Below are 24,491 nucleotides of genomic sequence, written 5' to 3' on the forward strand. Positions count from 1 at the left end.
AAAGCGCGTCATGATGAAGCTTCGCGTGCTCGTGATCGAGGATGAACCCATCATTGCGACGCTGCTCGCCGAAGTTCTGATGGAACTCGGCCATGTGGTGAGCGGGGTTGCGGCGACGGAGGCCGAGGCAATACTGGCGGTGAGTCGGTGTCGGCCGGACCTGATGATCGTCGACGCCCGCCTGCGCCAGGGCAGCGGCGTGGCGGCAGTCAGCGACATTCTCAAGGACGGCTTCATTCCGCATGTCTTCGTCAGCGGCGATCGGCTGACCAGAGCCGCCTTGAGCCCGGACGCGATCGTGCTCCAGAAGCCTTTCCAGGAGCCGGATTTGGTCCGGGCCATCGCAAGAGCGCTCAGCGCGGCCAAACTTCGTCAGCCCGCTTGAACATTCCTCTCGCGGCGCCAAATCTGCGCCAAGGGAATAAGGGCGGAAAGAATCTGGCCTGTCAGGCCGATCAGGCCTGCATGTGTCGCAATTTTGGCGAGATACTCGGCGCCGGACATCCCCATCAGAGCGGCAGAGCCGACATATTCAGCGGTCAGGAGCAAGGCGAAGGCCGATCCGCCCATCACGAGTCGCGGCACAGCCGACCGCGCGATCGCAAGCCTTGCAATGATGGCGCGTGCCGTCAGCCAGGCGATCGCGAGAATCAGCGGCATTTCCAGCGCGACGGCAGCAACGGCGCCAAGTGCAGGTGCCACTAACGCGACCCGCAACGCTCCCAGAACGAAACCACCAGCGAAGACAAGCACGAAGTAGAGCGCGCCTGCCTGCACTGCCGGCAAGCAGCCGGCGTAAAACCTCTTGGTCGCGCCTTCAGGCGGCAACGTCGTGCAGAGCGAGGAACGCCCGATACAGGACCCGGGCATTGAAGGTGCCCTTGTAGACCGCCGGAGGTTCGCGCTTGAGGCCCAGCAGCGCATAAACACCGGTCTGCGCGGACCGGATCGAATACTCGACCGTGAAGACGACATCGTCGGGAAGTTCGCAGAACTGGCCCATCAGGGCCAGGTTTTCATAGCCGGCTGGAATGACCTGCGGCCTGTCGCCGGCCTCTCGGCGCAGGAACTGGCTCGTGATGAAGGGCTTCATGCAGGGAATGCAAGTGGACGTGTCGATGATCGCCGCAGCGTCCATCTTCACTCGCAGGTGACCCAGGATCTCCGTCATAATCTCGCGGCCGGTGCACTCTGACATCGGCTTGTTGACGAAGTCGCCAGGCGCGTCGACCGAAAGGCTATAGCCCCAGAACACGCTGACCTCGTCGGGTTGGCCGATGAAATGCGGCTGGTGCGGGATGACGATCGAGGCGAGCCAGCTCGACTGGGGGAACGTGATCAGCCCCCCTTCACCGGGAACGTTGCCGGTCAGGTCGCGCACGAAGTCGAGCAGCCTCGGATCACGCAAGGTCGTCGTGAAGGAGATCCATTTCGACTCCTCGACATGATCGGAAAAGACCGACGGTCGTCCGAACTCCGGTCGGTTGGCGGCGAGTTTCTCCCAGAGCGACCAGGCCCCACCGACCTTATCCAGCATCAGCGGGGGGCGATCCATGGCGCCGAGACTCGACGCCTCCGTCATCGAACCCAGTGTAACCATGACCGAGTCGGACTTGGCGACCGTGATCGCGCCGTTCGATCCCGCACGCTCGAAGAGGATCTGATCGACGCTGCGGACACCGTCGCTCTCGGCGAAATGTAGATCGGTGACGCGTGTCCCGAGCTCGAAAGCGACGCCGCGCTCTCTGAGCCATTTCTGCAGTGGTCTGACCATGGAATCGTACTGGTTATAGGTGGTGCGCATGATGCCCTCGAGCCTGTCGAAGCCGGAGACCATGTGAGCGAAGCGCACCAGATAGCGCTTGAACTCGACGGCGCTGTGCCATGGCTGGAAGGCGAAGGTCGTGCACCACATGAACCAGAAATTGGTCTTGAAGAACGCCGCGTCGAACTGATCGGAGATTCTCGTCCGTCCGAGGACGAATTCAGGCTCGATCGCAAGCCGCTCGAGCGTCAGGATGTGCATTTCGCTCAACCCGAAACCCGGTGCGGTCTCTCGAGCGCCGTCACGCACGAGACGCGATTTCGACGACGTCTTCATCGTCTCGTTCCACGCAATGATCTCCTGCGTGACCGTCCGGCTGTCGTCCAGCGTCGGAATCGAGTCAAAGAGTGCGAAAGTGCACAGATACTTGCTCTCGATCATACGGCCGCCGCGAAGGACATAGCCCGTTTCAGGCGTTCCCGAGCCGTCCAGGCTTCCGCCTATCGTGCCCGTTTCCTCGATGATCGTGATGTTGTGGCCGAGCATGTCGCCATCGCGGATCATGAACGCGGCAGCCGCCAACGACGCGATGCCGCCTCCGACGAGATAGGCTTTCGAGGTGCTGCGATCGGCAGTGCGGTCGAACTTCGTCACGGTGGGGAACTCCTGGATGCTATTTTGGCCGGGCGGATAAGCCACCGGGCCCATCATGGAACCGGTGGTTTATGCAGGCGTCAGACGACGGCAATCTCGTTGTCGACGGCCGTGGCGCCAGGTGCAGCCCAAGCCGTATCGCCGGCGACCTGCCGGTCGTGCCAGCTGTGGACGGTGCCGGTCAGGCGCACCTTGCCGCCCGTCGCGCTCACCCAGATGGTCTTGGGATCATAGAACCAGGAGCGATGCAGGGCGGTGGTGATCTTGTCGCTGAGATTGACGGTATCGACCTGCGGCTTGATCGTGATCTGGCTGGACACGCCGAGCACGCCGAAAAGCCCGCGGATGTCGAGCTCTGCGGCGTCCTTCTGATAGTGCCACTCGACCTCGCCCGTCAGTGTGACCCAGCCCTTGTCGACCGTGACCTTCAAGCTGTCCTTGGGGATGGAGACGTCCCAGGACAGCCGGCTGACCGCGGCGGCGGCGATTTCATCGTCGGCGCGCTTCACATGGTAGGGCAGGCGAACCTCGATCTCATCAGCGACGCCCTTGACGCCCTTGACGCGCCGCGCTGCGGTCTCAGCCGCGTGCTTTTCCATGAAGCTTTCGACATGGCCCGAAAGCGAGACCACGCCGTTATCGGCGGTGACGCCGATGTGGGCGGCGCTGATGCTGGGCTCCCAGCTTAGCTCGGCGATGACGGACTTCAGCAGTTCTGTGTCGTGAGACATCTTTGGCTCCTGTGTGTTCGGATAAAGTGGCTCTGCCACTGCGCTAAGCGGCAGGCTCCGAAAGCTCGGCCGACCACAATCCAAACCGAGCGCTGAAGTGCCTGCCGGTCGGATCATCCAGCCCAACTCAGGCTAGGCGGGATGACGTCCGTGGCGACAGGGTCGGAAAACACGCATGTTCGATGGGCGAGACGAGTTGAGCCATGCGCCCGTTATTGGCGACCCCGCCGAGTCTGTTACGTGCCATAAGGCGCCTCACGCCAGGCCCGGGAGCCACAGAGCCGATGACGGACCGTATGCGAGAACTGGCGAGCGAGATCGTGCGCCTGCAGACCGAACTCGACCGCGAGATTGAGGCTCGTCGGAAGGTCCTCGGTTGGAGCGTCAAGAAGCGCCTGGTTGCTTTCGAGCACGGCATCGCGATCGAAAATCGCCGCCTGCGCATGTCGGTCAGGAGCTTCCTCGGCAAATCGCCCCTGGCGACGATCGCGTCCGCGCCGGTGATCTATTCGCTGATCCTGCCGATGATCCTCATCGATGCCTGGGCCAGCCTGTATCAGGCGATCTGCTTTCGGGTTTACGGGATCCCGCGCGTCAGCCGGAGCGACTACATCAATCTCGACAGGCGACATCTCAACTACCTCAACTGGATCGAGGTACTGAACTGCCTGTTCTGTGGCTATTCGAACGGCGTCGTCGCCTACGTCCGGGAAATCGGCAGCCGGACGGAGCAGTATTGGTGCCCGATCAAGCATGCGCTCAAGATCAGCGACCCGCATCGCCGCTACTACGAATTCCTCGAATATGGCGATGCAGAAGGATACCGCGCCAGGTTGGACGCCTTTCGCGAGGGGCTCAAGGCCGATGCGGCGGTGGAGCCCGGAGCGGCCAAATAGAAGTTCGCGCTTGGTAGCTTAACGCTCGATCGGCCTGCGCTAGCGGGACCGCATGCTCTGCAGATAAGCGATGAGGTCGTCCATCTCGGATGGACTGAACTGATAGCGCGGCATTTCGCCATGGGGTGTGCGAAGAAAGACGCGTAGCGAGACCTCCGTCATCGACGGCATGTCAGCGACGGCCCCGAAGTCCGGCGGGATCCTCGATATGTCCCGGTCGTTGGCGCCAACCCGATGGCATGCCACGCATAGGGTCTCCGCCAGCACACGGCCGGCTTTCGCCTGATCCAGGTCTTGCGCGTTGATCGGCTGCCACATGCCCACAAGAGCGATGATTGAAAATGGAGATATCGCTCGATAGACCATGGACAACAGACGCCGGCTACGCGCTTGGCGATACCAAACAGAGGGAAGGGGGCCGTAGCATTCCTTCAATTCTGTCATTTGGGCGTCCATTTTCGCGAGATTCGCCGGATGTAAGCGACCAGGCCATCAGTTTCGTGTTCGAGGAGTCGGAATTCCGGCATGCCGGGATGTTTGACGACGGTGCCGTCGATCAGAACCGATGCCGGATTGTCGTCACGGTAGCGCTCCGCGATGAACGGAAACCGTGGGGATTTGGGATTGGGGCTCTCACCGTCGCGTCCGATGGCATGACAGCCGCTGCAATGACGCTCGGCCACCTTGTGGCCGACTTCGGCGCTCTCTGCATTCTCGGGCCGCTGCGCATCGGCCGGCATCGCACGGCCGGGCCCGCTCGTTCCGATCGACGCCATCGCGAATCCGAGAATGACGAGGCTGTGATGAACTGTGTGTCGCAGAGTCATCTTTGCATACGATCTCTTTGCCGCGGCGATATCGATTGAGATGGTAGGCTTTCTAAACGCCGTGAGAGAGCGTCGGAAAGTACTCATGGCGGTCGATGATTGTCGGTCTGCCGAGCTCAATCAGGCGCGCCCCGACCGTCCGCGAACGCCATTGAAATAGGCATGCAGCCATGGGTCGTTCGACGTGAGCATCGTCTCGATCGGACCTATCGCGATCACCCTCCCATCGGCGATCGCCGCGACCCTGTCGCAGATCTGATGCAGGCTATCGAGATCGTGGGTGACCATGAACACGGTCATGTCGAGCGTCTTGCGCAGACTGCCGATCAGGACATCGAACTCTGCAGCCCCGATCGGGTCCAGCCCCGAGGTCGGCTCATCCAGGAAGAGGATCTGCGGGTCAAGCGCCAGCGCGCGGGCAAGCGCTGCTCGCTTGGTCATTCCCCCGGAGAGTTCGGCTGGCGATTTGTCGGCCGCATCGGCCGGTAGTCCCACCATCTCGATCTTCAGCGTCGCCATCTCGTCGAGAAGATCGTCGGACAGTTGCAGATGCTCGCGCATCGGGAACTGGATATTTTCCTTCACGGTCAATGAGGAAAACAGCGCGCCATTCTGAAACATGACGCCGCATCTGCGTTCCAGCAGCCTGGTCGCGTCAGCCGAGATTTTATCGACGTTCTCGCCGAAAACTTCGATGTGTCCTTCGCGCTTTGGAAGCAGGCCCAGAATCGCACGGGTGAGAACCGATTTTCCCGAGCCGGACGCGCCGATGACACCGAGGATTTCGCCGCGAAAGACCTCAAGGTCGAGGTGGTTCAGGATGATCTTGTCGCCAAATCCGACGACGAGATCGCGAACGTCGATGGCGATGTCCCGCCGGCTTTTCTCTGTCACGACGACGGGATGGCCGGGACCGAGAACTGCCGCGTTGGATGCCGGTTTGGGAAGAGAAGCTTTCTCGACCGAGCCCATCAGACCCGCGTTCCAAATAGGGCGCCGATGCCGGCCGTGACGGCCATCGCGAACGCTCCCCAGAACGTGACACGGACCGCGGCTATCCCCATCGCTGCTCCGCCGACCCTTGCGCCGACAGCTCCCAGGACCGCCAGGAACACCAGCGATGCGATCGATACGGACGCCACAAGAAGGTGTGCCGGAGCGATAAGGGCAATGCCGACGGGCACGATAGCCCCGACGGCGAAGGCGGCCGCCGAGGAGAGGGCCGCCTGAACCGGTCGCGCGGCGGTCGCGGTCGACAGGCCCAGTTCGTCCCGGGCGTGAGCGCCCAGTGGATCATGCGCCATCAATGACGTGGCGACCTCGGTGGAAAGTCGCTGGTTCAGCCCGCGACTCACATAGATTTGCGTGAGTTCGGCCAACTCTCCGGCCGGATCGTCATGGAGTTCCTTCCGCTCTCGCGTGAGATCGGCATTCTCGGAGTCGGCCTGCGAACTGACCGAGACGTACTCGCCGGCTGCCATCGACATGGCGCCGGCGACGAGACCCGAAACGCCCGCGATGAGGATGTTGTGCGGTGTGCCTTGGGCACTGGCAACGCCGATGATCAGGCTGGAGGTCGAGAGGACGCCGTCATTGGCACCCAGAACGGCAGCGCGCAGCCAGCCGAGTCGCCCGATCACATGCCGCTCGATGTGGGTTTTGAGGCGTGTCATTGAGGATAAAGAGCCCGGGCTGTTGTGTGTTGCAGCTGCCGGCTGAGGTCGATCAAAGCCTGATCGCCCTCAGTCGAAGCGCGTTGGCGATGACGGAAATCGAGCTGAGCGACATCGCCAGGGCGGCGACACCGGGGCTGAGCAGAATGCCGAAAGCCGGATACAGCACGCCGGCGGCGACTGGGATACCGACGGCGTTGTAGGCGAAGGCGAAGACCAAGTTTTCGCGGATATTGCGCATGGTTTGGCGGCTCAGGCTTTTGGCACGCACGATGCCCGCGAGATCGCCTTTCACCAGCGTTATCCCGGCGCTTTGAATGGCGACATCGGTTCCCGTGCCCATGGCTATGCCGACATCGGCTTCAGCGAGTGCTGCGGCGTCGTTCACGCCATCGCCTGCCATCGCGACGATCTTGCCGCCAGCCTTAAGCGTCGCGACGATCCGCTGCTTGTCCTCCGGCAGGACGCCGGCATGAACGTCTGTAATTCCAAGCGTGTGGGCGACCGCATCGGCGGTCGTCTGGTTGTCGCCCGTTAGCATCACGACGTGGATGCCGTCCGCCTTCAAGGCTGTGATCGCGGTCTTTGTGGTCGGTTTGATCGGATCGGCGATCGCGATGACGCCGCTTGGCTTGCCATCGATGCTGACGAACAGCGCCGTTCCTCCATCGCGGCACAAGTCGACGGCCTTGGTTTCGAGGTCGTCGAGTACGACGCTTTCGTCCGACATCAATTGCGAATTGCCGAGCGCGACCCGCTTGCCGGCGACCAAGCCCGTCACGCCCTTACCCGTCAACGACATGAATTCGCTCGCAACCAACGCCGCAGCGCCAGCTTGCGTCGCGGCAGCCAGAACCGCACCTGCCAGAGGATGTTCGCTGGATCGCTCGAGTGCTGCCGCCATCGCCAGCAGATCGGCTTCGCTCCGGTCGCGGGCGATCACCTTCGTGACCTTGGGCTTGCCTTCGGTGAGGGTGCCGGTCTTGTCGACGACGAGCGTATCGACCTTTTCCAAGCGCTCCAGCGCCTCGGCGGATTTGATCAGAATACCGGCGCTTGCGCCCTTGCCCACGCCCACTCCGATCGACATCGGCGTGGCCAGTCCCAGCGCGCAGGGACAGGCGACGATGACGACCGAGACGGCCGCGATGAGCGCGTAGGAGAATGCGGGCTCGGGGCCCCAGATCCACCACGCTGCGAAGGAGAGAGCTGCGATGGCGAGCACAGCGGGCACGAACCAGCCGGCAACCGTATCGGCCAGGCGTTGGATCGGCGCGCGGCTGCGCTGTGCCTGCGATACCATAGCCACGATACGGGCCAGCATGGTGTCGGCGCCGATCTTCTCGGCCCGCATGACAAACGCGCCGGTGCCGTTAAGCGTGCCCCCGATCAACGGGTCGCCAGGCCGTCTGGTGTTGGGCAGGGCTTCGCCTGTGACCATGGATTCGTCCACGGCGCTTGCGCCTTCGAGAACCTTGCCATCGACAGGGATGCCGTCGCCCGGGCGGACGCGGAGCCGGTCTCCGACCGCCACGTCGGCGATCTCGATCTCCTCGTCGTCGGCGCCATCGCGCAGGCGGCGGGCGGTCTTCGGTGCGAGATTCAGGAGCGCGCGGATGGCGCCGCCGGTCTGTTCGCGGGCCTGCAATTCGAGCACCTGACCGAGCAGGACGAGCACCGTGATGACGGTTGCGGCCTCGAAATAGACAGGCACCGTGCCGGCCATGCCATGGAAGCGCTCTGGAAAAAGGCCCGGCGCGAAGGCTGCCACAAGGCTGTAGAGATAGGCTGTCCCCGTGCCCAAGGCGATTAGCGTGAACATGTTGAGGTGTCGGCTGACAATAGAGGCCCAGCCGCGTGCGAAGAAGGGCCAGCCGGCCCAAAGCACGACAGGGGTCGACAAGACGCACTGAACCCAGATCGAGATCTGCGGCGAAACGAGATTGTGCAGTCCCAAGGCCGGCACATGCCCTCCCATCTCCAGGAAAAGGACCGGCAGGCCGAGGACGAGACCGATCCAGAAGCGACGCGTCATGTCGCGAAGCTCCTGATTGGGCGCGGGCTCTGCCTTGGCCACCACCAGTTCGAGCGTCATGCCGCAGATCGGACAGTTGCCTGGATCGGCCCGTCGTATCTGCGGATGCATCGGACAGGTATAGGCCCCGCTCTCGATAGCAGGCGCCGCCTCGTGCGCATGCCGGTTATCGTGGCTGTGTTGCATGGGAAAGGCCTTAAATAGCCAGCCGCTTCAGTGCTTCTCGAAGACCGCGCGGCCCGCCAGATCCAGCTCCCCGAACTCCTCGGTCGACAGCGCGATATTCGCTGCGGCGACGTTCTCCTCGAGGTGCGATACGCGGGACGTGCCGGGTATGGGCAGGAGGACCTCGCTGCGCTTCAGAAGCCATGCCAGGGCGATCTGACCGGGTGTCGCGTGGTGTGCCTTGGCGATGCCGTCCAAGAGCGAGCCCGGCTTTTCGAGCGCGCCGGCTGCCAGTGGAAACCATGGAATGAAGCCGATCCCGTGCATCTCGCAATAGGCCAGCACATCTTCGCTCGTTCGGTCGATCAGGTTGTAGCGGTTCTGGACAGTGGAAACCGGGAAGACCTTCCGTGCGGCTTCGATGTCCTCGACCGAGACCTCGCTGAGTCCCGCATGCCGGATCAAGCCATCATCGAGCAACGCCTTGACCGCGCCGAACTGCTCATCGCGCGGCACCTTCGGGTCGATCCTGTGCAGCTGCCACAGTCCGATCTGCTCCACGCCGAGGAAGCGAAGGCTCATCTGGGCCTGCTGGCGCAGATACTCCGGCCGGCCGAGCGGCTGCCAGATGTCGGGACCACCCCGCACGAGGCCCGCCTTGGTGGCGACGAGAATGTCACGATAGGGATGAAGCGCCTTGTGGATCAGATGTTCGGACACATCCGGCCCGTATGAATCGGCGGTATCGATGAGGTTCACGCCGAGTTCGGGCAGGCGCTTCAGGGTCGCCAGGCATTCGTCACGGTCGTACGGCTTGCCCCAGATGCCTTTGCCGGTCAGCCGCATCGCGCCGAAGCCGAGGCGGTTGATCGTGATCTCGCTGCCGATCTTGAACGTGCCGGACTTGCCGGCATCGAGTTTGGTCATATCGATGGTCCTCGAATAAAATGCTGGGAGGAGGTGCCGGGCGTCTCCGCGCAGCTGCGCCGTTCAGCTCGCAGCGAAATCGAGCACGACGCGGGAGGGCACGTCGCCATGCTCCAGCCGCTCGAATACCGAGTTGATCGCCGACAGAGGCTGCAATTCGATATCCGCCTTGACCTTGCCCTCGGCCGCGAAGGCAAGCGCCTCTGCCATATCCTCGCGGGTGCCGACGAAGGAGCCGCGGATCGTGATGCAGTTGGCGACGACGTCGAAGAGGGGGACGGGGAACTCTCCCGGCGGAAGGCCGACGAGCACGCAGGTGCCGCGTTTACGGGCCATTGCGATGCCCTGCTTGAAGGCTCCGAGCGAGGGCGCGGTGATTAGAACGCCATGGGCGCCGCCGCCGGTGCCGGTCCTAATCGCCTCGACCGCGTCCGGCGACTTGGCGTTGACGACGAGATCGGCGCCCAGCCGCTTCGCGTGGTCGAGCTTGCCCTCGTCGATATCGACGGCGCAGACCTGAAGGCCCATTGCCTTGGCGTACTGGATCGCCAGATGGCCCAGGCCTCCGGCGCCTGAGATGGCGATCCATTCACCCGGTCGCGCGTCGGACACCTTGATGCCCTTGTAGGTGGTGATGCCCGCGCAGATTAGCGGGGCGGCCTGCTGCGGCGTCAGCCCGTCAGGAATATGGGCGACGTAATTCGGATCGGCGAGGATATATTCGGCGAAGCCGCCGTTCTTGGTGTAGCCGCCGAACTCGGCCTCACCGCAGACCGTCTCCCAGGCGGAGAGGCAGTGCTCGCAATGGCCGCAGGCCGAATAGAGCCAAGGTACGCCGACCCGGGCGCCTTCCTTGACGATCGTGACGCCGGCGCCGACCGCAACCACGCGTCCGATGCCTTCATGACCCGGAATGAACGGCAGGGTCGGCTTGACCGGCCAGTCGCCCTGAGCGGCGTGGAGATCCGTATGGCAGACACCGCAGGCCTCGGTCTTGACGAGGATCTGGCCTGGCCCAGGTGTCGGGATCGCGACCTCCTGGAAGGCGAGCGGCTTGCCGAACAGCTCGACGACGGCGGCGTGCATCTTGGCGGCCATGGCAGGCTCCTGCGCTTGTTGGGGTGACGATCTGGTGGCGCGCCACCGAGCTAGGGCGGATCAACCGCCATTCCGTTGCGCACAAGATCAGCGCCGTGCCGTCACGGGCAGCCCCGGAAACTACGCAGGCGCGGCGCCATGCAGGCCTGGGACCCGGCGTTCACGGCACCAGGACCGGGCGTCGGGGGTCAGACCGGCGCCGGCATCGCGGCGGTGCGCACCAGCTTCTTGTTGACGAACTGCTGGATGCCCATGTCGCCGAGCTCGCGGCCGTAGCCGGAATCCTTGATTCCGCCGAAGGGCAGCTCGGCGTCGGACCAGTCGATGTTGTTGATAAACATCATCCCGGTCTCGACTCGGCTGGCGACGCGCTGGCCGCGCGCGACGTCCTTGCACCAGACGGAACCGCCCAGACCGAAATCGGAGTCGTTGGCGAGCGCGATCGCCTCGTCCTCGTTCTTGACGCGGAAGAACATGGCGACCGGGCCGAAGAACTCGTCGCGGAAGGCGGGATTGCCGGGCTCGATATCGGTCAGGATGGTGGGCTCCATGTAGGAGCCAGGCCGGTCGATGCGCTTGCCGCCGGTGACCAGCGTCGCGCCCTTGTCGACCGCCAGCTTCACCTGTGCGAGCAACTGGACGAGCGCCGCCTCGCTAGAGAGCGGGCCGAGCGTGGTCGTCTCGTGCATCGGGTCGCCGGCCTTTAAGGCCTCGAGCGCTGCCTTGAACCGGGCCAGGAACGCATCGGCGAGGGACTCGACGACGATGAAGCGCTTGGCGGCGCAGCAGGTCTGGCCGGTGTTGTACATCCGCCCCCAGACAGCCCAGGGGATGGTGCGATCGAGATCGGCGTCTTCCAGGACGATGAAGGCGTCGCTGCCGCCCAGTTCCATGGAGGAGATCTTCAGGCTACGACCAGCCCTGGCCGCGACGGTCTGGCCGGCCGCGACGCTGCCGGTCAGGCAGACGCCCTTGACGCGGGGATCGTCGATGACCCTGTCGGACTGAGCATGCGAGATCAGCAGGTTGGTGTAGAGGCCGGCCGGGGCGCCGGCCTCGATCAGCAGCTTTTCAAAAGCAATGGCGCATTGAGGTACGATGCCTGCATGTTTCACGACGAGGACATTGCCCGCCATCAGATGCGGACCGGCGATGCGGGCGAGCTGATAATAGGGGAAATTCCACGGCTCGACGCCGAAGATCACCCCGATCGGGCTGCTCTCCATATGCGCCTCGCCGACCGTCGGGTGGAGCTTCACGGGCGCCAGGAAGCGCTCGGCGTTCTCGGCGTAATAGGCCATGATGCGGGCGCTGAATTCGACCTCGGCGCGGGCCTCGCCGATGCGCTTGCCCATCTCCCGCGTCATCGTCTGCGACAGCGTGTCCGCCTGGGCATGCAGCAGCGCCGAGGCCTTCGCGATGATCACGGCCCGCTGCGCGTAGCTGCGCCCGCGCCAGGTTTCGAAACAGGCCGCGGCGGTTGCGATCGCGTGGTCGAGTGCCGCGTCGGTCATGTCGTCGAAGGATGCGACCGCCACCCCGTTAAACGGGTTGATGCTCTGATAGGTCATGAGATGTCCTTTGAGATGTCTTCGTCCGGAGCCCGCCACGAGGCGGTGGCCCGCCCGGTCAGGCCTCAATAATGACCTTCAGCGCCTTGGTCTTGGCCGCATTGGCAAAGGTGTCGTAGGCGTCGAGGATGTCGGCGAGCTTGAAGCGGTGCGTGATCAGCAAGGTCGGGTCGATCTTCTGCGCCTTGAGAACCTTGAGCAGCATCGGCGTGCTGACGGTGTCCACGAGCCGCGTGGTGATGCTGATGTTGCGGTCCCACAGGCGCTCGAGATGCAGGGCGACCGGCACGCCATGGACGCCGACATTGGCGATAACCCCGCCCGCCGCGACGATCTCCTCGCAGAGCTCGAAGGTCGCGGGGATGCCGACCGCCTCGATCGCGGTATCGACGCCGCGGCCCTCGGTCAGCGACATCAGGGTCTCGACGGCCTTGCCATCGCTGCTGTTGATGGTCTGCGTCGCGCCGAAGCGCTTGGCGATCTCGAGTCGGTTATCGTCGAGATCGATCATGATGATCTCGCCGGGCGAGTAGAACTGTGCGGTCAGCAGAGCGGCGAGCCCGATCGGGCCTGCCCCGACGATGGCGAGCGTGGCGCCCGGCTGGACCTTGCCATTGAGCACGCCGCATTCGAAGCCGGTCGGCAGGATATCGCTGAGCATGACCAGCGCCTCTTCGTCGGCCCCCTCGGGGATCGGATAGAGGCTGGTGTCGGCATGCGGCGTGCGGACGTACTCCGCCTGCGTGCCATCGATGGTGTTGCCGAGGATCCAGCCGCCGGTGGTGCAGTGAGAGAACATTCCCTTCCGGCAGAACTCGCAGCGGCCGCAGGCGCTGACGCAGGAGATCAGGACGCTATCGCCGACCTTGAAGGCGGTGACGCCGGAGCCGACGCTGTCGATGACGCCGACGCCCTCATGGCCGAGGATGCGGCCGGGCTGGCAGCTCGGCAGGTCGCCCTTGAGGATGTGGAGGTCGGTGCCGCATATCGTCGTCCGCGTGATCTTGACGATCGCGTCAGTGGCCGCGGCGATCTGGGGCCTCGCATGGTCCTCGAACGCCTTCTTGCCCGGCCCATGATAAACCAGAGCCTTCATCGTCGTGGTCTTCGCCACAGCGTTCATCGTCAGTCCTCGACGGGGTGACGGGCTCCGACATGAAGATCCCATCCAGGGGCGCAGGCTGAGCCAGGCGCGGCACGATCAACAGCCTCGGAAACTACCCAAGCGGGTGGCTGAGAGTGGTGGCCGCCCGCCGGACATGATCGCTTCGCGGTGGTTTGCGGCTCACGCCCCCGGAAAGGACCGGCGCTGCACGAGCCGATGGCGGGCGATGGGTAATTTCCGAGCCTTCCGGCGCGTCACCGTTGGCCGCTACCGTCGTGAAGGTTCCCCCCGGTCGGAAGGACGATCCTTCGCGGGCAGGGACATGGGAACGCCGGGCCCCGCCGGCATCGAAGGATACGCACATGACGTCCAAACCCGAAGCCAAAGCCGGCAAGAAGACCCTGGGCATCGTCCATCCCGGCATGATGGGGGACGGCACCGAGGAGCAGAACCTCAACGAGCGTGGCGACCCTTCTGCCCGGATCACGAAGGACGAGGTCAACGCCGCATTTGCCGACAAGACCAAGCCCAAGACCGACGGGACGAACTGACGGGCACAATGCGGAGGTCGCCTCCGCCTGAGCGGCCCTCAATCGACCTCCGCACCAGGATGGCGACGGTCTCGCCGGGCGGCCGTCGTCATGAGACGGCGCCGCCACGGCTGAGCGCTCGACCCCCGATGTCTCTTCGATGGAAAACACCATGACTGAATTAGCGGAACTGGGCATTGCCACCCGGAAGGTCTGCTTCATCCTGTCCAAGGCGCGACAGTTCGATGCCAAGGAAGGGGTGACAGACCCCGGATCCGGCTCCAATGCCATCGATGACGGCATGGTGGACGTCCTCGAGGACGACCGCAGCGATCCGGTCGAGCAGGAACTGAAGAGCTTCATCCAAGATCTCGATATCGACGAGCAGGTGGATCTCGTCGCGCTGGCCTGGCTCGGCCGTGGCGACGGCGCGATCGGCGACTGGAGCAGGCTCCAGTCCGATGCGCGCTATGCCCACAACACCCGCACGGCGGCCTATCTGATGGGGCTGCCCTTGCTCGCCGACTATCTTGCGGAGGGCCTCTCGCTGTTTGGCGAGAGCTGCGAGGATTTCGACGCCGAATGAGCGGCGACGCCCGCCGCGCTCCGGCGAGGGCGTCGGGCTCGAAGAGGGCAGGGGCGTCAATCCAGGCTCCTGAATTCAAGCGCAGGATTTCAGCCCGCCGCTGGCCCTGACGCCCCGGCCTCCTGCCCAGAGATCCGCCCGTCGACCACGTCGAGAATCCGGTCGCAGCGCTGGGCGAGTTCAAGATTATGGGTGACGATCAGGAACGTGGTCGAACGCTCTTTGTTGATGCGCCGCATCAGGTCGAAGACGCTGTCGGCGGAGACGCTGTCGAGATTGCCGGTGGGCTCGTCGGCCAGCACCAGCGAGGGGTTCATCGCCAGCGCGCGTGCGATCGCGACGCGCTGCTGCTGGCCGCCCGACATGTTGTTGGCCCGGTTATCGCGCCAGCGGGTCAGGTCGACATCCGCCAGCAGACCATAGGCGACGTCCTGCATCGCGTCCGTCCGCCGGCCGTGATCGACCAACCTAGGCATCATCACGTTCTCGGCCGCCGTGAAGGCCGAGATTAGATAGTGGTACTGGAAAACGAATCCAATCGCATGCCCGCGTAGCGCGGTCACCTCGGAATCGGGCAGGCCGGCGGTGTTGTGACCATTGATCGAGACCGTGCCGGATGTCGGCTGGTCGAGCAGGCCGATGATGTTCAAAAGAGTGCTCTTGCCGGAACCGGACGGACCCATCAGGGCGACGAATTCGCCGGCCGCCAGCGTCAGATCGATCCCGTGCAGGATTTCGGTCTCGACCGGCGTGCCGACATTGTACGATTTGCGGATTTGCGAAAGGGATAGGACGTCAGCCACGGATCGCCTCCACGGGATCAAGACGGGCCGCCCTGAGCGCCGGCGCCATTCCGGCAGCCACGCCGGTGACGGTCGCGACCGCAGCAGCCGCGATGAAGAGGCTGGGCTCCAGCATCAGCCCGAAGAGCTCGGTGCCGTCGGCCTGCCGGGCGGCGCTGTGCCAGAGGACCAGGGCGCCGGCTCCAAGGCTCGAGCCGATCAATGAACCGATGAACCCTAGAACGCCGCCCTGGATCAGGAAGATGCCCAGCACCTGACCTCGCCTCGTCCCCATGGCCCGCAGGATGCCAATATCTTTTGAACGCTGGATCACTGATACGATCAGCACGGCCGCGATGCCGAAGGCGACGGAGAGACCGACGAAGGACCGGATCAGCGTGTTAGAGGATTGCTGCGCCCTGACCGCCGTGAAGAACTGGGCGTTGGTCTTGATCCAGCTATCGGCCTGGACGGGAAGCGTGGCCGCAATGTCGCGCGCGATCGTCTCCGCGGCATAGATGTCGGTGACAGTGACATCCAGGGTCGTCACGCCGCCGATCAGCTTGAGCAGGCTTTGCGCTGTCCGTAGGGCCACGAAGGTGCTGCGCGAATTGGCGCCCTTGTTGCCGAGATCGAAGATGCCCGTGATGGTGAGCACTCGCGTGGTGCCTGTCGCCGTGCTGAGGTTGAGTTTGTCGCCGACGGTGGCCCCGAGATCCTTGGCGAGTTCGGTACCTACCAGGATATCATCGCTTTCGAGCTTCGAGGTGCCGGCGACGATGTAGTCGGGTATCCGCACGATCTGGAAATACAGGTCCGGCTCCATGCCGGTCAGAGTGATGCTTCGCGCCGCGTCGCCGCGAATGGCCAGGGCGGATCCCGCAGCGGTGGGCGATACCGTCACCACATCGGTGCGCGCCTTGATAGCGGTTCGCACGGTCTGCCACTGATCGATCGACAAAATGCGTTGGGAGGGACGCTGGATGATCGCGCCCTCGAGCAGGCCTGGGCCCCGTCGAAGCGGGCGGGCGACCTCGTCGGGCGGGATGATCTGGATATGGGCCTGCGAGGTCAGGACGCGCTTGATGAAGTTCGCCTGCAGGCCTGCCAGCATCGCCGACATGAACACAATGACGCCTACGCCCATCGCGATGCCGGTCAAGATGAAGACGGTCTGCATGAGCCCTTCGGTGAGGAAGCGCAGGCCGATCGTCCATTCGATCGGCACCCAGTTCTTCATGACGCCACCGGACGCAGGCGCTGGCCGGCGCGGACACCGGCGGCCACCGGGATCAGGCGCTCGCCCGGTGCAACGCCGTCGAGAATCTCGATGCTGTCGGCGGCACGCAGCCCGATATGGACGGTCTGCATCCGTGCGCGACCTTCCCTGACGACGAGGATCCAGGGCTTGGCGCTGAGGGGATCGTGAACGGTGCGCGCCGGCACGACCATCACGCTATTGCGGCGCTCGATTTGGACATCGACCGAGACGGTCATGTCCTGCCTCAGATAGGCCGGCGGCAGCGTCGTCGTCAGCTTGACCTCGACGGAGGCGCGGCTGATGTCGACCGAAGGGTTGATGTAGGACAGCGTCACGGGAAAGCGCTGGTCGGCATAGGCATCGGCCGAGGCCACCGCACTCTGCCCGAGCTTGAGCAGCCCGATGTTCTTCTCGTCGATCTGCAGGACAAGCTGAACGGCGCCGGTCGGCGCCAGCACCAGCAAGGCCTTGCCGGGCGCGACGACCATGCCGCGCTCGACGCTGCGCGTGATCAGAATGCCGTCGCGCGGGGCCGAGATCGTTGCATAGCCGAGACGGGCGCGGGCCTCGACCAGCCCGGCCTGGGCCTGGTCGAGCTGGGTCTGCGCCATGACGAAATCGGCGCCGCCGGCCGTCGCAGTGAAGACCTGGAGCTCGGCGGTCCGGACCTGCGTCCGCGCGATGTCGAGATCTTTCGTGGCGGCATCGAGCACGGCGCGTGTGCCATATCCCGATGTTGCCAACCCCTCCGCGCGCTGGAAGGCGGCGTCGGCGTTGGCAAGCGTTGCCTTGGCCTGCCTCAGGCTCTGGTCGGCAGCCGGCAGCGTAAGTTCCCGCATCTGGCGAAGCCGGGCGGCGGCTTGTGCCGATGTCGCCTGGGCTTGCACGACGGCAGCCTCCAGTTCACGCGTGACCAATGAGACGAGCGGTTGCCCGGCCGTCACGGATTGGCCCTCCTCGACGAGCACATCGGCCACGGTCGCTGTGATCTGACCGGCGATCTCGACCCGGAATGGCGTCTCGACATGGCCGCTGGCGACGACGGTCTTGATCAGATCGGTCCGCATGACGGGATAGACCGCGACCTCTGGCCCCAGGAACCACCGCAAGCCGCCCATAGCGATGGCTACGCTGATGAAGAGCGTGGGGATGGTCGGCCATTTGTGAGTCCACAGCCATTTGCCTCCTTGGGAAAGCCACGACTTCGACGGCGTCACGATCGCGGGTTCTGCCGAGATTTGGCTCACGATGACCTCATTGCTGAGCTGGTGCTGGAATGACCGAGCCGAGAGCGTTTCAATAGACGCCGATCGTATTTTCGACCTTGGTGACGCCGGGTACGGACCAGGTCGCCGTCTCGGCGACGTCCCGGTGGTGCGGCGTATGGACATAACCACCCAACCTGATCTGGCTGGCGCGGACTTTGATCGTGATCCGATCGAGCTGGTTTAGGCCTCCGCGTGTGAAGGCCTGCGTCACAGATGCCAGAACGTCATAGGGGAGTTTGCGCGGCTTGAGTTCAATCTGATTGACCAGCCCGGTGACGCCCGCGATCTTGCGAACCGCGAACTCGGCCTCCTCGCGCTGATAGTGCCAGCACAACTCTCCCGTGAGCGTCACGACTCCCTTCTCTACGGTGACTTTGACCACGTCGTTGGGGATCGAGCCGTCGGAAGCCAGGCAAAACAGAGCGCGCTCGGCAATGTTCTCGTCCGAAAGCTGATCGTTGTTTAAAAGGGCCACCGTCAGCTCCTCGGCGATCCCGCGTACACCTCGCACACCGCGGGCGGCGCGGATCGCCGAATCCTTTCTCCAAAAGCTCGGCACATGCCCGAGCAGGGTGACGACGCCGTTATGGACGGTGACACCGATCTCGGCTGCGGCGACGTCTGGCGCCCAGGCCAGCTCGTCGGTGACGTTTTTGCGGATTCGCTGTCTGTCAGCATAAGATTGGTTCCTCGAAATCGTGATCGGGATATGCGCCGCGACGCTCTGCGATCAGTTCTCGATGTCTCCACAAGCTTCGACAAGCCTCGGCTTTCCCTCATACGCGACGTGAAAAAGCGCGGAAAGACGTCACCAACAACGGGAGAAGGTGCGCGAGGGAGCGGTCGGATGCGCCGATGCGAAGTCCTCACCGCGATGAATCCGGCGTCCGTCAGCGGTTCATCGGCCCAACCGGAGTGCCCAAAAAGCGGCGCCTCCTCAATGCGACATGAGACAGGGAATGGTCGTTTTTGTCAGGAAGTCCCTGGTGACGCCGCCGAAAATGCGCTCTTGCATCCGGCCATGGCCATAGGCACCGGCCACGATCAGTCCCGCCTCTGCGCTCTCAGCGATGTCGAGCAACTGTCGCGACACCTCGTTTTTTGGATCGGCGCGTGGAGGAGGCTGGCTGGCGACACCGTGTCGGCGCAGATACTGGCTGACATCGGTCGCGCTTTGGTACTCGAGGTCGCCGCCGACCGCCACGACGGTCACCGCTTCGGCCCGTTTCAACAAAGGCAGCGCATCCAACACGGCTTTGCGGGCTTCGCGGCTGTCCTTCCAGGCGACGACGATGCGCTCCGACGACAGACGATGTGTTTTGGGAGGAACGACGAGCACCGGGCGACCGATCTCCATGATCAGTCCGCCCAGCGATATCGCCATGCGTCCCTGACTTGCATCGTTGTTGCCCTGCCGAGCCATCACGACGAGATCGGCTGCCCTGGCCTGTTCCGCCAGAAACGTCCGAGGCGCGCCGACCCCCGCCCGCCATTCCGTCGCGATGGCCGTCCCGGCCGCCCGTCGAAATGCCCGCTCCGCCCGCAGGAGATTGTCGGCGAGGACCCCTTCGGCCTTGTCATCGACGGCGTCTTCCACGGCGGAGCCTATCTCGCCGGCGAACTCGGACAAAGCATAGTCTTCAGCCGCGACGCCGATCAAAAGCGCCTCGAATCGTTGCGCCAATGCAGCTGCGAACGTGACGCAACCAGCGCAATCGATGCCGAGGTTGACCGGCGTCATGATGCTGACATAGCCAGTGTATCGAGCTGGATCGTCGAATTCGCTCATCTGCCTGTGTCTCGCTGTAATAAGCGCCGTATTGGAAAAACCTTAGTTTATCGGTTAATCGATTAGCCGGCGTATAATATAAATCCACTAGCTGCGTGCGTGGTCAGTGTTAGCAGAGCTCGATGATTGAGACGTGGATCGGAATATACTCACATCTCAGTGCAAAGCGGCGGCATAGTGAGCATTGTTCAGTTTTTTGATCACGAGATCGACATAAGGCGCGCTCCGAAAACTTTCGGATGCCCTCGATAGAGTAGTTTCCGAACCTCCCTTTTGCTGATCGACATCGGGTAGCGTCCCTCCGTGGGCTAGCCGGTGATGGTCGCCCGCACATCCGCGTCAGCGACATGAGGATCGGACGACATGGTCGAGGCGATCATCGAGCGAACTAGGCCGGGACTGACCGGATCCGGGTTATCCGTTCAGGCGAGTGCGGTTTCCGACCGTGGCAAGACGCCGACCCTGCCCACCCGCCGGCCGAGCCGAACCAAGATCGCGATCCGGAATCTCGATTTTTTCTACGGCAAGGACCAGGCTCTGAAGGGCGTGGCACTGGATATCCCGGAAAAGCAGGTAACCGGCTTGATCGGGCCTTCCGGCTGCGGGAAATCGACGCTGTTGCGGGTGCTGAACCGTCTTTACGATTTGTATCCGGGCCAGCGCGCGACCGGCGAGGTCAGCCTCGATGGCGAGGATATTCTCAACCCGACGATCAATCTGAGCTGGCTGCGCGGTCGGATCGGCATGGTGTTTCAAGTGCCGACGCCCTTGCCGATGTCGATCTACGACAACATCGCCTTTGGCGTTCGGCTTCCAGGGACGCTCGCGCGTGCCGAAATCGACCTGCGGGTCGAAGCGGCCTTGTCGCGCGCCGCATTGTGGAGCGAGGCCAAGGACAGGCTGCGACAGCCGGCCGAAAGCCTGTCGGGAGGCCAGCAGCAACGTCTGTGCATCGCGCGCGCCTTGGCGATGGCGCCAGACGTTCTCCTGCTGGACGAACCGACCAGCGCCCTTGATCCCCTCAGCATGGAGAGGATCGAGGCGTTAATCATTGACCTGAAGCAGGAGGTGACCATCGCCCTGGTCACCCACAACATGCAGCAGGCCGCGCGCTGCGCCGATCAGGTCGCATTCTTCTATCTCGGCGAGATTGTCGAAGCCGGGTCTACCAAGCAGATGTTCGAAGCTCCCAAACAGCCAAAAACCCAAGCCTATGTGTCGGGCAAATTCGGCTGAGGGCACTCATTGGCTCCCACCAGCGACCTATGCGCACCGACCCTCCAGCCTTCAAGACATCTGCAACCCAAACCGACCGGAAACACGATGAAATCCGAAATCCTAACCGCCATCGGCGAGATAGAGCTGCAGCCGGCGGCGCAACTCAACGCCGCGTTGGCGGCCAATGACCGGGTCAAATACGCTTTTTCCCTTCTGCAACTGGCTTGCGCGCACGCCAAGGATCCAGGTCAGCCATCTTCCACCTTGAAGCGCGAGCGGATCGCCTGTGGCATCGACGACCCCGATCTCGATCTCGTCATTGCACAAGCCCGCATGCAGGGAAAATCCTGCCATGTGGCCGCTGCCGCGAAGGTCGTGGCCCGGATCGCCGAGGACATGCGCGAGATGGCGGCGCCCGTTCTCGCCGGCAAATCCGACGGTCTGGCCACGCGGCTCGATGTGCTGTTGAAGGCTTTGCCGTCGGGCAAGGACGACCTGCTCGATCCCGAGGTGGTTTCGGCCATGACGCAAGCCGGCCGCAAGCACGCTGACAGCTTGCATAGTCTGGTGATGGATCTTCACAAGCAGCTCAACGCCCTGCAGGAAGCGCTGGCCGAAGAGACAATCGACGGGGCCGCCGCCTACAACCTCTTAGAGGCCGACCGTCCCCTGGTGCAGGCTTTCATGGCCGGGCTTAACCGCACTGCCAGGCTGAAGTTCGACCATCCGGGTCTCGCCACCACAGCGACCCGCTCCGGCAAGCGGCTGCTGATCCAGAACGACATCGGCACCACGGATGCCCATGTCATCGTGATCCATGTCGAGGCCCATGTCGTCAATGTGACCTATACCGACGTGCATTCCGAACGGCTCGCCTTCTTTCAGGCGATGCTGAAACCTCATGCGGTGACGTGGGAGGGTGAGCGGACGGCGACGCTCGCCGCAGGCGCGCCCTTCTACCTGGCGACCGGGCGGCTCGAGGCGAAGGACGCCAAGAGTTGCCGCGCCTATCTCGAATTCCTGGGCTCGCGCCTGGTCTTCCTGATCGATTGGAACCGGGCGCGCAAACAATTGCGCGGGTTCTTGCGCGGGAGCGACCGCCTCGCGCTGCTGCAGAGCGCCGCGGAAACCGAGACCGGACATCGCGCCTTCCTCGAGCTTGGCGGCGCCAGGCTGGTCAACCAGGCGATCGAGGAGACCGCCGGCTCCGCGATGCGGTTCGGCGACAGGCTCTGCGACGTTCTGGGTGACGCCGAGACGCTGGACTTCATGACATTCGTGTTTCGCACGGCAGCAGAGGGACTGTTGGCGGGCCAGTCGCAAGCGCTGATCCGGGATCGGGTCCGGGTTACGCTGGCGACGCATTTCAGCAATGAGGAACGGCGGCTACTTGCGCTCGCCGGCGATCATGCCGGCCTGATCTTCGAGCTCGCGAGCCTGGTGAGGGACGGCTTGCAGTCCGATCAGGACGGCTCCGGCAAACGCGCCAGACGGGCAGGGCGTTTCGAGCATGACGCCGATCTGCTGGTGAGCGAGGCCCGCGATGCCGTGCGCAGACGCCCCGACTACAGAGTGTTCAAGACGTTGCTCGAAGCCGCCGACGACGCCGCCGACGAACTCGAGGACACCGCCTTCCTGCTCGATCTCGACGCACTCGAAGGCAAGCCACTCGCCGTCTTGCAAGGTTTGGCCGACCTGCTGGTCGAGGCGTCGCAGGAATGGATCAAGGCGCTCGGTCACGCCACGCAGATTGGGCGTGCCGCAAGCCAGGCCGAGACCGAGGATTTCCTCACGGCGGTCGACCGCGTCGCGGCGCTGGAGCATCAAGCGGATGATGCGCAGCGTGCGCTTGCCGCAAGTGCCATCAAACACGCGAAAGATTTCCGCCAGTTGCATCTCTACAATGCGGTCGGCGGCCGGCTGGAAGCAGCAGCCGATGCGCTCAAGCACGCCAACCTGATCCTGCGCGACCATGTGCTGACGGAGGTGGTCGATGGTTGATCATTATTTCATCGCGTCGGGCGCGGCCGTGGCCCCAGGCGGCGCCAAAAATGTCGGCAACAAGGCTTGGAACTTGATGCTCATGGCCAAGGCCGGCCTGCCCGTGCCGGCCGCTTTCGTGCTGCCCACGGCCTGGTGCCATCGCGATCTCACGGCGCAAGACACCAAGCTGCGGCAGGCGCTGTCGCACGGCATCGCCGCCCTAGAGTCAGCGACCGGCCTGGCCTTCGGGGCCGCGCGCGCGCCCTTGTTGGTATCGGTTCGCTCAGGCGCCGCCGTCTCGATGCCCGGCATGATGGAGACCGTGCTCGACATCGGCCTCAACGCGCAGACCGTCGAGGGGCTGATCCGCTTGACCGGCAATCCGCGGCTGGCCTGGGACAGCTATCGCCGTCTGGTGCAAAGCTATGCCGAGGTCGTCGCGAACCTGCCGACGGAGCCCTTCGATGCGCTTGTTGCAGCCGCGCTCGCTCATGCAGAAGCCGACACCGAGCGCGATCTCGACCACCGTAGCCTTCGGACGCTGACGAGGGCCATGCTGGAATGCTATCGCGGTCTGGCTGGAAGTGCCTTCCCGGCCGATCCGGCCGAGCAGCTCGCACAAGCGACGAAGGCGGTGTTCCGCTCCTGGGACGCGCCAAAGGCCGTCAGCTATCGCCGGCTGAACCACCTCAATGACAAGGCCGGCACCGCGGTGACCGTCCAGACAATGGTCTATGGCAACGCCGGCGGGGCTTCGGGAGCCGGTGTTGGCTTCACCCGCAACCCCGCCACCGGAGCCCGCGAGTTCTATTTCGATTTCCAGTTCAACGCGCAGGGCGAGGATGTGGTCGCCGGTCGTCAGAAGCTGCGCGACAATGACCGCCTGCGCCGGGCGCTGCCGGCGGTTTGGACGCGGTTGGAGGAGATCTGCCACGACTTAGAAAGCCTGTTCGGCGACGCGCAGGATTTCGAATTCACCGTTCAATCGGGAGTGCTCTTTATCCTCCAGGCGAGAAACGCCAAGCGGACGGATTGGGCTGCGCTGATGATCGCCGTCGAAATGGTCGAGGAGGACGTCATCTCGCCCGCCCAGGCGCTTGAGCATCTCGACGGACTCGATCTCGCAAGCATCACGCGCAGCAGCTTCGCGTCGCCGGTTCCGGAAACGCTGGCGACGGCCGAGGTCGCCGGGATGGGGGTCGCAAGCGGGGTGATCGCGCTCGATTCCGAGGCGGTGAAGCGCTTCACGGCGGCAGGCGAGCCGGCCATTCTGGTGCGTCGCGACACGGTAACGTCCGATATCGAGGGCATGGCGCTGGCTGCCGGCATCATCACTGCCTCGGGAGGCCGCACTTCCCATGCGGCGGTCGTCGCCCGCCAACTCGGCAAGGTCTGCCTCGTCGCCTGTCCCGGCCTTGAGATCGACCTCGATCACCGCCGCTGCACCATCGGTGGCGCACAGCTGAACGAGGGCGACCTCCTGTCGTTGAACGGCAATACCGGTACGATCCATTCAGGCCGGCTTACCCCGCTGACCGAGCGGCCACAGAAAGCTTTGGCGACCGTCTCGCGTTGGCGCAAGGATGCCGTCGGACTGGTCGAGAGTTGATGCGAGGGGCTCGGCGTC

Annotated in this window: 24 protein-coding genes and 1 pseudogene; 7 read left to right on the plus strand and 18 right to left on the minus strand. The window is 63.9% G+C overall.

The window, feature by feature from the left end; translation table 11 throughout:
• Positions 1–25 precede the first annotated feature (25 nt).
• Positions 26–385 (plus strand): response regulator, encoded by a 360-nt coding sequence (locus AXW83_RS04525; RefSeq protein WP_236841812.1) that lies wholly within the window; start codon positions 26–28, stop codon positions 383–385.
• On the opposite strand, the gene AXW83_RS04530 is transcribed toward AXW83_RS04525, so the two are convergent.
• From AXW83_RS04530 to AXW83_RS04540, 3 genes are all read right to left on the minus strand, one after another.
• The gene (locus AXW83_RS04530) at positions 373–828 is read right to left on the minus strand and encodes a hypothetical protein (RefSeq protein WP_066611025.1); all 456 of its coding nucleotides are present in this window, start codon (positions 826–828) and stop codon (positions 373–375) included. The two genes, AXW83_RS04525 and AXW83_RS04530, sit on opposite strands and share 13 nt — an antisense overlap.
• The gene (locus tag AXW83_RS04535; RefSeq protein WP_066619807.1) at positions 818–2,419 is read right to left on the minus strand and encodes an oleate hydratase; all 1,602 of its coding nucleotides are present in this window, start codon (positions 2,417–2,419) and stop codon (positions 818–820) included. Before AXW83_RS04535 ends, AXW83_RS04530 begins: the two co-directional genes overlap by 11 nt.
• 80 nt (positions 2,420–2,499) lie before the next feature.
• The gene (locus AXW83_RS04540) at positions 2,500–3,150 is read right to left on the minus strand and encodes a BON domain-containing protein (protein ID WP_066611028.1); all 651 of its coding nucleotides are present in this window, start codon (positions 3,148–3,150) and stop codon (positions 2,500–2,502) included.
• Positions 3,151–3,434: 284 nt separating this feature from the next.
• Between AXW83_RS04540 and AXW83_RS04545 the strand changes: the two genes are divergently transcribed.
• Positions 3,435–4,046 carry a hypothetical protein gene (locus tag AXW83_RS04545; protein ID WP_066611030.1) on the plus strand — a complete coding sequence of 204 codons (612 nt, stop codon included), beginning with the start codon at positions 3,435–3,437 and terminating at the stop codon, positions 4,044–4,046.
• A gap of 39 nt (positions 4,047–4,085) precedes the next feature.
• Here the strand turns inward: AXW83_RS04545 and AXW83_RS04550 are convergent, their stop codons facing one another.
• The 9 genes from AXW83_RS04550 to AXW83_RS04590 all read right to left on the minus strand — a co-directional run bounded on the left by AXW83_RS04550 (position 4,086) and on the right by AXW83_RS04590 (position 13,438).
• Positions 4,086–4,490 (minus strand): c-type cytochrome, encoded by a 405-nt coding sequence (locus AXW83_RS04550; RefSeq protein ID WP_168166056.1) that lies wholly within the window; start codon positions 4,488–4,490, stop codon positions 4,086–4,088.
• On the minus strand, positions 4,487–4,822 hold the full coding sequence (locus tag AXW83_RS04555) for a c-type cytochrome (RefSeq protein WP_066611034.1): 336 nt from the start codon (positions 4,820–4,822) through the stop codon (positions 4,487–4,489). The genes AXW83_RS04550 and AXW83_RS04555 overlap by 4 nt, the downstream gene beginning before the upstream one ends.
• Positions 4,823–4,993: 171 nt before the next feature.
• On the minus strand, positions 4,994–5,767 hold the full coding sequence (locus AXW83_RS04560; RefSeq protein ID WP_066619810.1) for an ABC transporter ATP-binding protein: 774 nt from the start codon (positions 5,765–5,767) through the stop codon (positions 4,994–4,996).
• A gap of 77 nt (positions 5,768–5,844) precedes the next feature.
• Complete coding sequence (locus tag AXW83_RS04565; RefSeq protein ID WP_066611035.1) at positions 5,845–6,546, minus strand: VIT1/CCC1 transporter family protein; 702 nt, start codon at positions 6,544–6,546, stop codon at positions 5,845–5,847.
• A gap of 52 nt (positions 6,547–6,598) precedes the next feature.
• Entirely contained in the window at positions 6,599–8,767 is a 2,169-nt protein-coding gene (locus AXW83_RS04570; RefSeq protein WP_082766942.1) for a copper-transporting P-type ATPase, read from the minus strand.
• A gap of 27 nt (positions 8,768–8,794) precedes the next feature.
• Entirely contained in the window at positions 8,795–9,673 is an 879-nt protein-coding gene (locus AXW83_RS04575; RefSeq protein WP_066611039.1) for an aldo/keto reductase, read from the minus strand.
• A 63-nt stretch (positions 9,674–9,736) separates the two neighbouring features.
• The gene (locus AXW83_RS04580; RefSeq protein ID WP_066611041.1) at positions 9,737–10,771 is read right to left on the minus strand and encodes a zinc-dependent alcohol dehydrogenase; all 1,035 of its coding nucleotides are present in this window, start codon (positions 10,769–10,771) and stop codon (positions 9,737–9,739) included.
• Between the two features lie 188 nt (positions 10,772–10,959).
• Positions 10,960–12,342 (minus strand): NAD-dependent succinate-semialdehyde dehydrogenase, encoded by a 1,383-nt coding sequence (locus tag AXW83_RS04585; RefSeq protein ID WP_066611042.1) that lies wholly within the window; start codon positions 12,340–12,342, stop codon positions 10,960–10,962.
• 58 nt (positions 12,343–12,400) lie between these two features.
• Positions 12,401–13,438 carry a zinc-dependent alcohol dehydrogenase family protein gene (locus tag AXW83_RS04590; protein WP_066619813.1) on the minus strand — a complete coding sequence of 346 codons (1,038 nt, stop codon included), beginning with the start codon at positions 13,436–13,438 and terminating at the stop codon, positions 12,401–12,403.
• 371 nt (positions 13,439–13,809) lie between these two features.
• Here AXW83_RS04590 and AXW83_RS04595 point away from each other — a divergent pair, with 371 nt between their 5' ends.
• Positions 13,810–13,998, plus strand: coding sequence for a hypothetical protein (locus tag AXW83_RS04595; protein ID WP_066611044.1), 189 nt, complete (start codon positions 13,810–13,812; stop codon positions 13,996–13,998).
• Between the two features lie 151 nt (positions 13,999–14,149).
• Entirely contained in the window at positions 14,150–14,563 is a 414-nt protein-coding gene (locus tag AXW83_RS04600) for a DUF3775 domain-containing protein (RefSeq protein WP_156639798.1), read from the plus strand.
• An 89-nt stretch (positions 14,564–14,652) separates the two neighbouring features.
• Here AXW83_RS04600 and AXW83_RS04605 read toward each other — a convergent pair whose 3' ends face one another.
• The 6 genes and pseudogenes from AXW83_RS04605 to AXW83_RS04625 all read right to left on the minus strand — a co-directional run bounded on the left by AXW83_RS04605 (position 14,653) and on the right by AXW83_RS04625 (position 19,663).
• Positions 14,653–15,366, minus strand: a complete 714-nt coding sequence (locus AXW83_RS04605; RefSeq protein ID WP_066611048.1) for an ABC transporter ATP-binding protein — start codon at positions 15,364–15,366, stop codon at positions 14,653–14,655.
• Complete coding sequence (locus AXW83_RS04610; protein ID WP_066611050.1) at positions 15,359–16,585, minus strand: ABC transporter permease; 1,227 nt, start codon at positions 16,583–16,585, stop codon at positions 15,359–15,361. Before AXW83_RS04610 ends, AXW83_RS04605 begins: the two co-directional genes overlap by 8 nt.
• Positions 16,582–17,853, minus strand: a complete 1,272-nt coding sequence (locus tag AXW83_RS04615; RefSeq protein WP_236841813.1) for an efflux RND transporter periplasmic adaptor subunit — start codon at positions 17,851–17,853, stop codon at positions 16,582–16,584. Before AXW83_RS04615 ends, AXW83_RS04610 begins: the two co-directional genes overlap by 4 nt.
• Before the next feature lie 49 nt (positions 17,854–17,902).
• On the minus strand, positions 17,903–18,349 hold the full coding sequence (locus tag AXW83_RS04620; RefSeq protein ID WP_168166057.1) for a BON domain-containing protein: 447 nt from the start codon (positions 18,347–18,349) through the stop codon (positions 17,903–17,905).
• 54 nt (positions 18,350–18,403) lie between these two features.
• Positions 18,404–18,583: pseudogene (locus AXW83_RS28200) on the minus strand (BON domain-containing protein); the annotation flags it as partial.
• A gap of 228 nt (positions 18,584–18,811) precedes the next feature.
• Positions 18,812–19,663 (minus strand): universal stress protein, encoded by an 852-nt coding sequence (locus AXW83_RS04625; RefSeq protein ID WP_066611054.1) that lies wholly within the window; start codon positions 19,661–19,663, stop codon positions 18,812–18,814.
• Between the two features lie 363 nt (positions 19,664–20,026).
• Between AXW83_RS04625 and pstB the strand changes: the two genes are divergently transcribed.
• From pstB to AXW83_RS04640, 3 genes are all read left to right on the plus strand, one after another.
• Positions 20,027–20,899, plus strand: coding sequence for a phosphate ABC transporter ATP-binding protein PstB (gene pstB, locus AXW83_RS04630; protein ID WP_082766945.1), 873 nt, complete (start codon positions 20,027–20,029; stop codon positions 20,897–20,899).
• Positions 20,900–20,986: 87 nt separating this feature from the next.
• Positions 20,987–22,882: a DUF47 domain-containing protein gene (locus AXW83_RS04635; RefSeq protein WP_066611056.1), complete on the plus strand. Its 1,896-nt coding sequence runs from the start codon at positions 20,987–20,989 to the stop codon at positions 22,880–22,882.
• Positions 22,875–24,473 (plus strand): PEP/pyruvate-binding domain-containing protein, encoded by a 1,599-nt coding sequence (locus AXW83_RS04640; RefSeq protein ID WP_066611057.1) that lies wholly within the window; start codon positions 22,875–22,877, stop codon positions 24,471–24,473. Before AXW83_RS04635 ends, AXW83_RS04640 begins: the two co-directional genes overlap by 8 nt.
• Positions 24,474–24,491: the final 18 nt, after the last annotated feature.

It is taken from the genome of Bosea sp. PAMC 26642 (assembly GCF_001562255.1).
Lineage (GTDB): Bacteria > Pseudomonadota > Alphaproteobacteria > Rhizobiales > Beijerinckiaceae > Allobosea.